The sequence below is a fragment of the Croceivirga lutea genome (assembly GCF_014235875.1).
GTDB classification, from domain to species: domain Bacteria; phylum Bacteroidota; class Bacteroidia; order Flavobacteriales; family Flavobacteriaceae; genus Croceivirga; species Croceivirga lutea.
In genome coordinates this window covers 41,154-53,493 of record NZ_JACJUK010000008.1, presented here as the reverse complement: position 1 = coordinate 53,493, position 12,340 = coordinate 41,154, and the positions used below count along the sequence as shown (strand labels likewise).

Here is a 12,340-nt window from a genome sequence, read left to right as displayed (position 1 = left end):
AGAAAATACTAATTTGAGCAGTACCATTTGTAAATGAAATCTATTCCATCTTCTAAGTTAACCTTGTGTTTCCAACCTAATGCATTTAGTTTAGTAACATCAGTTAGTTTTTTCATAGTACCGTCAGGTTTGTTTGTATTAAACACAAAGGAACCCTTAAAACCAATTTGCTTTTGAATGAGTAAGGCTAATTCTTTTATGCTAATATCAATACCGGTTCCGATATTAATATGGGTGTTCCTAATCTCTTGTTTATCCGAAGGATAAGTGTCTTTAAAATCTCTATTTTCCATTATAAAAACACAGGCATCAGCCATATCTTCTGACCATAAGAACTCACGCATTGGTTTTCCACTGCCCCATATTTCAACATTAACTTTGCCGCTAGCATCTTGGATAATCCCATATTTATTAAGGATGGCAACTTTTTCATGTTCTGAATGTTTAGCATTCACTCCTTCTATTGGAAGTTTATCTAAGTCTTTATCAATGGTCCTCCAATCCTTCTCCATTAGGGCTTTCCCTAAATGAATTTTGCGTATTAACGCGGGTAGTACATGAGATTTTTCCAAGTCAAAATTATCATTGGGGCCATATAGATTTGTGGGCATTACAGAAATGTAATTGGTGCCGTATTGCAGATTATAGCTCTCGCACAACTTTATTCCCGCAATTTTTGCAATGGCATAAGGCTCGTTGGTATACTCCAACACATCCGTAAGTAAATACTCTTCTTTCATGGGTTGTGGGCACGCTTTCGGATAGATGCAGGTACTTCCCAAAAACAATAATTTTTTTACCCCATGCTGATAACTCTGATGAACCACATTATTTTGAATCATTAAATTATCATAAATAAACTCTGCACGGTAAGTATTGTTGGCTACAATACCGCCTACTTTGGCAGCTGCTAAAAAAACATAGTCGGGCTTTTCAGCCTTAAAAAAAGATTCCACAGCAATTTTATCTGTCAAATCTAACTCTGCATGGGTTCTGTATATAATGTTGGTATACCCTTTTTGTTGAAGGGCTTTAACTAAAGCGCTGCCGACCAACCCACGGTGACCGGCAACGTATATTTTGGAATGAAACTCCATGTATTATTCAAAGTAATTTAGAATTCGGTATCCACCCTCTCTTAGGTAAGATTCTTTTTTCATCAAAGTTAAGTCACTTTGCATCATATCTTCAATTAAACCTTGTAAATCATATTCTGGAACCCAACCAAGTTTGGTTTTTGCCTTTGTAGGGTCTCCAATTAACAAGTCTACTTCTGTAGGTCTAAAATACTTAGGATCAACAGCAAGTACTTCTTTGCCTATCTCTAACTGGTATTCTGGGTTGTTACATGCTTTTACATATGCCTTTTCGTCAACACCAGAACCTTTAAATTCTAATTCTATGCCTACCTGTTCAAAACACATTCGAACAAAGTCTCTTACTGGGGTAGTTTTACCAGTTGCAATTACCCAGTCTTCAGCCTCATCTGCTTGAAGAATCATCCACATCATGCGAACATAATCTTTGGCATGGCCCCAGTCACGTTGTGCGTCTAAATTTCCCAAGAAAAATTTATCTTGTAGTCCTAAAGCAATTCTAGAGGTGGCACGCGTAATTTTTCTAGTTACAAAAGTTTCTCCTCTAATAGGTGATTCGTGATTGAATAAAATACCATTACAGGCATACATATTATAAGCTTCACGATAATTTACCGTAATCCAATAGGCGTACATTTTAGCTACAGCATACGGACTTCTAGGATAAAAGGGTGTTGTCTCACTTTGAGGCACTTCTTGTACCTTACCATACAATTCTGAAGTAGAAGCTTGGTAAATTCTTGTCTTTTCACCTAAACCTAATAATCGAACAGCATCTAATATTCTTAAGGTTCCTAAACCGTCAGCATTACCCGTGTATTCAGGAGTTTCAAAAGAAACATGAACATGACTCATCGCTGCCAGATTGTAGATTTCATCTGGCTGTATTTCTTGAATTAGACGAATAAGATTTGTACTATCTGTCATGTCTCCATAATGCAAAATAAAGTTTCTATTTTGCTCATGTGGGTCTTGATACAAATGGTCTATTCTATCGGTGTTAAAAAGGGATGAACGTCTTTTTAATCCGTGTACTTCGTACCCTTTTTTTAATAGGAATTCACTAAGGTAAGCTCCGTCTTGACCGGTAACTCCGGTAATCAACGCGACTTTTTTCATGTGTAGTTGTAATTAATAGGTTTACTTTTCTCGCTTATTAAACGAATGCTTTTAAGAAAAATTTTGCAAGCATAAAAAAAAGCCCTCAATTGAGGACTTTTAATATTCAAGTATTCTTTTATGTTCTAAAAAGCACCAATATTGTAATTAGTTCTTGTTTTACCGTTAAAATCTTTTGAAGCCTTGTCTGTTAATTTTATTGGATCTATACCTGCATTAATTAATGGACTTACCGGAAGTAGCTCTAATCCGCTAACATTAAAATTATTTGAAACAATGGATTCTGGACTTACAAATAATGGGGAGCCTTCAATATTATTAATAGAATTATATTTGGAAATTGTGTTCAATGAAACGGAACCATCAAAATGACAATTTTCAAAAACAGTATTGTTGTTTAGATTAAACCCATTAGATTCTACAACAAATCCTCGCGTAGTATTAAAGCTAGAATTTATAAAATAGTTTCCATCATTAGGTCTATTGGCTCTTATACCATATTCAACATTGTAAAAAGTACAGTTAACGAAACTATTGTTAAGGGCAGCACTGCTTCCAGAAGCTCCAAATTCACTCATTATAAAAGCATATTGTGAGTTTTTTCCAACGATATTAATGAATACATTATCATTACCTGGATAATTTGTATTGATGGAACTATCATTTGATGCTCCATCGGCATATGAGGAACATGCTATTGCACCCCATGTACCGTCTACAATTATATTTCTAAAAGTATTGTGGTGTGCCCCATTTCCAAAGTACAATGATGATAATGGGTCTCCTTCCTCATAATATTTACCTTGTACTGTCCCATTTTCTATAACATTGTCATAGACATTAGCGAAATTTAACTCAACACTAGTATTTATAACTTCAAAATTTCTAATTGTGTTAGAAAAGCCACCATTTTTTATCACAAATCCATGACCACCATGAGAAACACCTGACTCTCTTTCACAAAGATTAAATTCAAATACTAAATTGGATGAATAAGTACTTTGTTTTCGAGTAATGAGAAACATATAATCTGTTCCATTTATAGTATTGTATGAATACACTACATTATTGGACATGGTACCTGAATTTGCTCCATCAAATTCCAGTGCATTTTGCTCAACATTTAAAAAACTACAGAATTGAACGTTCAGATTTGTTGCGCCTCGATTAAACAATCCTGTTCCTTTATACCGATCAGGATGCGAAGTATCTCTAATACCAACATCTAAATTCCCTTGTTCATGAAATATACAATTCCAAATTTTTGAAGATTCGCTACTATCATTTACCAATATAGCCGTTGAATATCCACTTATGATAAAATTTTCAATTTCTATAAAATCTCCATCAACTGTCAAAGCTGTTTCATCTCTAACGTAAGGTTTATTAATAAAAGGCATTTCGTTTGGAGAAGGATTACTTTTGTAATTAAATTCTTCACCGTTGGCTAAGACTGTTGTACCTCTTCTACCTCTAGTCTCCGAACTTTTCAGATTTTGGATAGCGGCATCAATATCACCTGGGGTAGATTTGTAACCCATAAACCGTATTGGATTATCAGCAGTTCCAGAATTAGAAAATGTTAAACGTAGGTTATCGTAACTACCTGCTTTTACATAAACCACATCTCCAGCTTTTGCATTGGAGACAGCGTGAGATAAGCTCCAAGAACTAAACTCTGATTTACCGTCATTATCAGAAGAACCATCTACGGTCACATAATAGGCACCGTCAACCGGATGGTTCGCAATAGTACTTGTTGTTTCTTCTGTTGTTTCTTCTGGTTCTTCATAGTTTTCTTCTGCAGCAGTTTCGTCTTCTTCTGTTTCTTCAGCATTTTCCTCTTCTGGTACAGGTTCTTCATATTTAGCTAATTCAAAATATAAATCGGAATCTTTAGCGCAATTGGAAGTAAACAGCGCAAATAGTAAAATGAGAAACACAGGATAAATTCTTTTAATGTGGGGTTTCATAACAAAGTAGGATTTTAATTTGGACCTTTACAATTAATTGGCTGCCTGATTTGGTTTACGAATTTGCTAATTAATTTTAAATGGTCGATGAAATAATTTATTTTTTCGATGAAATGCATTTTTTAACAATTCGTTTACGCTCAAGGATCTACGAATGGTTTTCGAATGACCTAAAAAATCGATAAACGGTTTGTTTTTTTAACATTTTAGCACATATTTAGTCCTGGAATCGTTTTTAAGTGAAATTTTTTTGAAAGAAAATAGAACCCAAAAACAAACGTTTACTCTTATAAAAGTTTAGATGAAGTATTGTACTACTTTTAATGAGGTTCAAAAGTATTGGGGTAAAAATTTTCGATTTTATCTCAGAAACATCGCATTAGATACACTCTCCATTGCAAATAGCCTTGTTAGGGATACGTATTTAATACAGCCTAGGATTCATTTTTTATACTTTCATCATGTCTTTGAGGATGAAAAATTAAATTTTGAAAGATTAGTTGCAACCTTATCTAAGACACACACCTTTATATCTCACAGTGAAGCAATACATCGTCTTACCAACAATACCGTTGATAAGCCTTATATAACTTGGAGCTCAGATGATGGATTTAAAAATAATTTAGATGCTGGTGAAATCTTAACCAAGTATGGAGCATCTTGTTGTTTTTTTGTAAATCCACACAGCATTGGTTTAACCGATTATGATATGATTAAAGAGTTTTGTAAGGTAAAACTTGAAATGCCTCCAATTGAATTTATGACTTGGAAAGATTGTAATGATTTGATTGATGAGGGACATGAAATTGGCTCACATACCCTGTTTCATGATATGGTCTCTAAAATGTCTATCCCAAATTTTAAAAAAGATTTAAAAGAAAGTAAAGATATTTTAGAAACTCATTGCGGAGAAATTAAACATTTTGCTTTCCCTTATGGGAAATTTGAATGTTTTTCTAAGGAAGCATTTGAAGCTGTTTTTGAAATGGGTTACGAATCTTGTTCAACCGCTGTTAGGGGTAGCCATATGACTTTTGGTAAAACATTGGAAAGAGACAAATTATTTATTCGACGTGATCAAATAATTGCAGCATGGAATTTCAATCACATTCTTTATTTTATGACAAAAAGTGTGAAATCTTCAACATATGAAGATAACTTTATTCCTGATTTTTATTAACCCGTCTTAGAAATAGTCAAGACTACTTATAAAGTTCGTATCGTAAGGTTTTAATGAATTAACGCTTTAAGCTAAAGTGCCCATTAAATTCTACATTTTCACCAGATAATAAATCAGTGTAGCTTACGGTAAACCAATAGTCTGATGCTGGCATGGGAGTACCGTTATAAGTACCATCCCAACCTTCACCAAACGGACTTATTTGGTCCATTAATTTTCCATGACGGTCAAATATTTGTATTACTACATTATCGGTAATATTTGGATTTTCAGTGCCCAAAATATTCCAAGTATCATTTATACCATCACCGTTAGGAGTAAAATAGGTAGGATGATTTACAATCAAAAATACATCACTCGAAATTGTACCGCCACAATCTTGTAATCCTCTTACATATACACGATGTAAACCACCTACTACATTTTCAAAATAGTTTTGTAGTTGGAAAGGACCATCAGGATCATCTAAGCTATATTCAAATTGGTCATACAACAAATTATCGTCGTTGACAATAACGCGAACTCTATTATTCGCATTTAGTTCATAACCTTCTGCGGTAACATCAACAGCTACGGTTAATGGGCGTAGGGTTTCTACCACTTCAGTTGTATAAGTAACGGTACCTCCGCATTCACCATTAGTTCCAACTTGGTAAACTCGCAAACTATAGGTTCCTGGTTGCGTAACCACAAATACAGCTTCTTCTACACCATCGCCATTTTGATCATTATTTGGTGTCCAGTCGTAGCGGTATCCTGGTCCTAAATCCATTCCCAATTCTATGGCGTCAACAGTTCCTAAATCATCTGCACATAGTGGAAGTATTTCAGGGAACATTAGTATGGGTTCATTTAAAATAACAACACTAAAACTTGACTCTGCACTACAATCTGGGTTTTGAGAACTTTCTGCTCTTATGTAAATTAATTGATCAGCAATCAATTGTTCTCCAGCAAATAGTTGTGTTCCGGTACCATTAGGGCCAGAGAAATACCGGTTGTTAGCACTAAGATTTGGCAACTCATAAAATTCACAAGCTTCTATATCATTGCTCGAGTCTACTATCGGAGTCGCTGTTATGGTGAGGGATACTGCAGTTCTCGAACTTACACAGCTAGGGTTAGTAGAATCACTATTTTCAGCGTAGTACGTGTAAGTACCTGCCAAATTATCAGTTGGAATGAAGGCAGTTCCTGTAGCTACAAGGTTTCCACCAACTTCTGCATCATACCAATTAATGGTATCTCCATTGGATGGTGGAAATTCTACGGAGAGTGCAGCTGTAGGCTGCCCTTCACAATTAAAACCGTTTGTTGGGTTTATTGGTGCTTCCGAACTAGGGGTAACTGTTACCTGAAAACTAGATTCATCAAAACAATTAGCATTTACCGCGTTTGCTGCATATACGTAAATAGTCTGCGAAGTTGTAATCACATCACCAGGATTTAATTGTGTACCATTACCATTAGTTTCTGTTCTAAACGTATTGTTGGCGCTTAAATTTGGTAGTGTGTAACGCTCACAAACCAATTGGTCAGCAAAAACGTCAGCTGTTGGCTGTGTGGCAATAGTTAAGGTAACTTCGGTCCGCGTATCACTTGTGCAACCAGAAATACTTTCTACAGTTTCTGCATAATAGGTATAAGTGCCGGGTAAGGTTTCTGTAGGTGTAAATGAAGAAGCACCGGTTACAAGAAGATTTCCGCCAGTTGGTGCATCATACCAATCAATACTGTCACCAGTGGTGGGTATATCTACAGCAATAGTTGCGGTAGGTTCCCCTTCACAATTGGAACCGTTTTGCGGGTTAACGGGAGCATCTAAAACAGGACAAGTACAGTTAGGTGCTTGAACAAAAATGGAAGGTGTGCATATTCCATTTTCTACAAAAATCTCAATGCCAGTTCCAGCAGGGATATTTGTGACTGTTAGATTATCAACAATTGTACCTGCTGTTACTGAAGATATTGTACCCGTATAAGGTTGTAAAGTGACTGTATAGGTTGCTAAATCTGCAGAACAAATTAAAGATTGAAATTGTAATGTTGGGGATTGATAAATGGTAACATCGAAACTAGATTCATCAGTACAATTAGGTGTTGTGCCAGATTCTGCATATATGTATATGGTTTGAGATGTTGTAATAGCATCCCCGGCATTCAGTAATAATCCTGTTGCTCCAGGACCTGTGAAATAGTTATTGCCCGCACTTAATGGTGGTAAAATATACGCATCACATTCTTCAATAGGAGAGGCTATTACATCTGCTATAACATTTGAATTTATCGAGTACACTACTTGTACTCTTGTGCTGCTAACACAACCTGAAACTGCTTCTTCCGCCTCGGCATAATAGGTGTAAATGCCAGGTAATGTCTCTGTAGAAGTAAATGAAAGTCCTGTGCCCAATAAAGTACCTCCAGTTGGTGCATCATACCAATTAATAGTATCACCCGCTCCCAAGGGGTCCAATTCTACACTTATTGGATTGTTGGGTGTACCCTCGCATGATCCAGCATTCACTGGATTAATGGGTTGATTTACCGTTGGGCAACTACAATTTGGTGCTGTGATTGGAAGAACTACGAAACAGCCATTATTATTTACTTCTATAGTAATATCTGTCCCAGCTGGTATACCACTAACTACGTTACCAACTAATGTGCCAGCACTAGGGTTAGCAAGGGTTCCAGCACTAACTGAAATATCTACATCGTAGGTACTTAAATCTGCAGAACAGGTAGTTGGTGCGTTGGTAATGGAAGGAATTGCACTTACCGTTACCGTTTCAGTAAGAGTAGGAGCTAAGGCTAGCGTACAACTACCATTATTAATAGAGGTCAATTCAATTACAGTATCTACCGTAACCGCATTTTCAGTAACAGTAAATGAACCTGAACCATCTAAAGTTGCGGTTTGTATAGCACCCCCATTAATAGTGTATTCAATAGTTGCTCCAGCATCACCTGTAATGGTAAATTCTGCATTGGCACCTTCACAAATTGCTGCGATTACTGGGGTTACCGAAGGTGTAGTAGGGCCTGGAGTTATGGTAAGTGTTGCTTGCGATTCTTCATAACATAAATTATCATCACCCATTACACGGACTCTGTAAATGTTGCCATCATCTGTAGCAACAACTCCAGTAAGGGTTAAGGTGTTGGATGTTTCAGTAATAGGAGTAAACGTTGTGCCACCATCAGTACTAATTGTCCATTCATACGCTATGGTTGGGTTGGTTCCCGCTCTTGACGCATCAATAAAAAAGGCTGCATTGTCTCCTTCACAAGCAGTTTGATTTACTAATGGATTATTGATAATAGCAGGTGTTGAAAAAGTTCTTGTATTTTGCAAGTTAATTGGGTCAACTACATAAGAATGTCCATTGATTTCACCATTTGCATTTACAGTAACTCCACCATCAAATATGCCATCTAAGTCTTGATCAAAGCCAGCTTCGGTAACATCTAGACAACCATCATTATCTGAGTCTAAATCTTCACAATCGGGAATACCATCTGCATCTGAATCTAGTTTTATTCTAATATGGTCATAACTACCTCGGCTCTGATTTAAGGCAGAATTGTTTGTATGACTTATACGAATTAATAAATCTTCGCCCACTGAGGCAGGTGTAGATGTAGCGGTAAACGAAAAATCTTTCCAAGTACCATTAGGAGTTTCGTGCCCCTGAACAGTTAAATTGCCTAGAGCGGTAAATCCACCACCGTTGTCATAACCTGCTTCTATAACACTTAAATTGTCATTTCTAAATCTGTTTTCTACATCTAATTCATCTCCAATAGCAATTGTAATAAGGTATGAACCTTCGTCAATGACAATAGCAGAGGTATTTTGAGTAATTGAGGTAGTTTCATTTAAATATAAATAACTATCGTTATCTTGATTTGGTTCTGGAAGGTCTATTAAACGCGTACCATCTCTATCAAAGTTTACATCAAAAGCACCATAGGTTTCTGCGGAGACCATGTGTACACCACCACCAACACCTAAAGGAGCATTCCAAAAATCTGCATATGATGTATTGGGTACTGTGAAGCCACTTGTTGCAAAGTCGTTACCAGGAAATTCGAAATTGTAAAATCCTCTATCGGGGCCATCAGTTAAATTGCAACCCTCATCATCATCAGATATTCCATCATTATCATTATCTAAATCAATATCAAACTGAAGAATGTTACCTGCATCTAGATAAAAGTAGTTACCATCTTCAATCCCATCTGTATCAGTATCGATTACATTACATTGATTTATATTAGCATCTAAAACTGCATTATCATTACCTAAATAACCCGTTGCGAAACCTATGACTGTGCCGTCTGTATTAACTCCTGTTCCATCTAAAATGCCAAAGCCATTTTCTAAATGACGACTTTCAATAGTGTCGGAACAGCCATCATTATCTGAATCTCTATCAACACAGTCAGCATCACCATCACCATCAGAATCTTTGGTAATTACAATCCAATCATAATTTCCTTGAAGTTGGTTAGCTGCAACATTACCCTCATGAGTAATTCTAATTGAAATTGCTTGACCGAGTGCAGCATCTCCTGTTGCAACTTCTCCATTAATACTAAACTCAGACCAGAGTCCAGGTGTTGTTTCAAAATTTTCAATTGTAAGTACTCCGTTGGTAATTGGTTGAAAATTATTGTAATCCCCATCATGATACCCTAATTCAATAATGCTTCTACCATCATTTCTGTAGGGATTTCCAAAATCCAAACCATCACCAACTCTTATAGATAAATCATAATGCCCAACTTCATAAGTAGCATAAACAGTGTTTAAGGTTAATGACCCATCTCCATTTAATAATAAATACGTATTTCCTTCTGATGCGGCATTATAATTTGAACCATCAATCGCAGCTGGGTTTTCAATTCCATAAGTATCAGAGTTAGTTCCAGGCGTGTAACGCCAATCAGCAACTGGATTAGTGGGTAAATCATCATTCTCAAATCCAAAATTAGCAATAGGAATTTCACATTCATAAATATCTAAAATACCATCATTATCGTCATCTAAATCAGTATCATCATTATAGCTATCATTATCAAAATCTAAATCAACTGTACAAGAATTAATTGTATTGCTTAATACTGCCTGGGTGGTTCCAGTATACCCATCCGTATTTCCAATTACTTCTCCGGTAATTGGGTCAATACCACTACCTGATAATGTATCTGAACCAGAATTTGTATAACCAGCTTCTTCAACATCTGGACAACCATCACCATCAAAATCTAAAGAGAAACAGTCTGGTATGCCATCCCTATTGCTATCTTTTGTTACTCGTATTTGGTCATAATTTCCTTGTGATTGCAACAGTGCTGCATTACTACTATGCGTTATACGCATTAAAATGCCAAAACCAAGGGATGGGTCACCAGCGTTAACAGTTGCTGTAAAGGTAAATTTGGTCCATGAACCGTTAGGAGTATCATAAGGTTCTATGGTTAAAGACCCATTATTAGCAAGCTGTTGAAAACCAGTACCATTATCAAATCCTATTTCAATTATTGATTGACCATCATTACGGAATAAATTATCATAAACTAATCCGTCACCAACAAGAAGACTTACTATATAGTCTGCTGGTTCAAACGCAGCACCTGGTGTTATTTGTGTTATTTGTATATCGCCATTTAGAAATAGATATCCAGCACCTTGAGGCGAATTGTTATAATTAGTTCCGTCAAAAATAGTTTCTATACCCCGCACACCAGTAGATATGCCAGGGTCCCATCCAGCTAATAGATTGACGGAGTTTTCAAAATTTGACTCTGTTATGGGAATATCACATTCTAAACTATCGTAAATACCATCATTATCATCATCAATATCTTGAACATTGGCAATGCCATCGTTATCATAATCTTCATTATCTATGCAATGATTGATAAAATCCGTAACATACCCGCTCGTTATGGTATAACCATCTGCGTTTCCGGTTACTTGACCGTTAGCATCAAATCCTACACCGCTTAATGTATCTGTGCCAGAATTGGTAAACCCAGCTTCATCAACATCTGGGCAACCATCATTATCAGAATCTGGATCAATACAATCAGGAAGGCCATCACTATCGGTATCTTTTGTGATTCTGATATTGTCGTAATGACCTCTTCCAGAATTTGCTAAATTACCGGTTAAGGGGGCACTAGTTCCCGTATGTGAAATTCTAACTAAAACTCCTGAACCAAGAGCAGCATCGCCTGCGGCCACATTGTAAGACACATTAAAATCTGTCCAAGTACCTGGTATAGTGGTGTTTCCATCTATAACTGTTTGCGCCAATGGGGTAAAATTTAAGGCATCAGTACCATATCCAATTTCTATTATTGATTGGCCATCATTATCTGCGGGTCTATCAGCAATTCCGTCTCCTACTGACACCGTTAACGTGTAAGTTCCTATTTCAAAAGTTTTAGAAAATGTGTTCAATACAACTGAAGAGGGTACAGTTGTTGAATTGGAAGTTAAAAATAAAAATTGTACTCCATCAGGAACTCCACCGGTCGCTAAATAATTATTGGCATCTACATTATGCGTTCCCCATCCCGAATTACCCGTGGTAGGAATCCAATTATCAGCAGCGGCGTAAAAAGCGGGTGTTTCAAAACTAAAGTTAGCTACTGGTACTTCACATTCTAAGCCATCTACGATACCATCATTGTCATCGTCTATATCTACAATATCATCAACGCCGTCCCCGTCAGAATCTTGGGCAAGAATAGTGGTTGAGGATAGAAAACAAAAAAAGGCAAAAGTAAGAAGCACCTTTATTTTCATAGCATTCTAGGTTTAGGTAGTATTTAGGGGTCTTGATAACACAAAAATAATGTAATCACCAAAAATAGGGTTCTGAATTTCGGTAAACTACTAAAAAAAAGGCTGTTCTTATATCTAGTAGATATTGGAACAGCCTTTTTAGTTTGCCAGT

5 protein-coding genes are annotated in these 12,340 nt (G+C 36.4%); 1 reads left to right on the top strand and 4 read right to left on the bottom strand.

The genetic code is table 11. The features are described from left to right. Window positions 1-8 precede the first annotated feature (8 nt). The 3 genes from H5V42_RS13130 to H5V42_RS13120 form a co-directional block, all read right to left on the bottom strand. A complete protein-coding gene (locus tag H5V42_RS13130; RefSeq protein ID WP_185783638.1) occupies window positions 9-1,097 on the bottom strand; it encodes a GDP-L-fucose synthase family protein in 1,089 nt (362 codons plus the stop codon). A gap of 3 nt (window positions 1,098-1,100) precedes the next feature. Then, window positions 1,101-2,216 carry a GDP-mannose 4,6-dehydratase gene (gene gmd / locus H5V42_RS13125; RefSeq protein WP_185783637.1) on the bottom strand — a complete coding sequence of 372 codons (1,116 nt, stop codon included), beginning with the start codon at window positions 2,214-2,216 and terminating at the stop codon, window positions 1,101-1,103. Window positions 2,217-2,341: 125 nt separating this feature from the next. Beyond that, the gene (locus tag H5V42_RS13120) at window positions 2,342-4,189 is read right to left on the bottom strand and encodes a hypothetical protein (protein ID WP_185783636.1); all 1,848 of its coding nucleotides are present in this window, start codon (window positions 4,187-4,189) and stop codon (window positions 2,342-2,344) included. 301 nt (window positions 4,190-4,490) lie between these two features. Between H5V42_RS13120 and H5V42_RS13115 the strand changes: the two genes are divergently transcribed. Beyond that, window positions 4,491-5,369 carry a polysaccharide deacetylase family protein gene (locus H5V42_RS13115; protein WP_185783635.1) on the top strand — a complete coding sequence of 293 codons (879 nt, stop codon included), beginning with the start codon at window positions 4,491-4,493 and terminating at the stop codon, window positions 5,367-5,369. Between the two features lie 58 nt (window positions 5,370-5,427). On the opposite strand, the gene H5V42_RS13110 is transcribed toward H5V42_RS13115, so the two are convergent. Then, window positions 5,428-12,189 carry a T9SS type B sorting domain-containing protein gene (locus H5V42_RS13110; RefSeq protein ID WP_185783634.1) on the bottom strand — a complete coding sequence of 2,254 codons (6,762 nt, stop codon included), beginning with the start codon at window positions 12,187-12,189 and terminating at the stop codon, window positions 5,428-5,430. Between the last annotated feature and the right edge of the window lie 151 nt (window positions 12,190-12,340).

Excerpts from the sequence above, each read along its gene's own strand:
- H5V42_RS13130 (WP_185783638.1), bottom strand. The coding sequence starts at position 1,097 with ATGGAGTTTCATTCCAAAATATACGTTGCCGGTCACCGTGGGTTGGTC.
- gmd (WP_185783637.1), bottom strand. The coding sequence starts at position 2,216 with ATGAAAAAAGTCGCGTTGATTACCGGAGTTACCGGTCAAGACGGAGCT.
- H5V42_RS13120 (WP_185783636.1), bottom strand. The coding sequence starts at position 4,189 with ATGAAACCCCACATTAAAAGAATTTATCCTGTGTTTCTCATTTTACTA.
- H5V42_RS13115 (WP_185783635.1), top strand. The coding sequence starts at position 4,491 with ATGAAGTATTGTACTACTTTTAATGAGGTTCAAAAGTATTGGGGTAAA.
- H5V42_RS13110 (WP_185783634.1), bottom strand. The coding sequence starts at position 12,189 with ATGAAAATAAAGGTGCTTCTTACTTTTGCCTTTTTTTGTTTTCTATCC.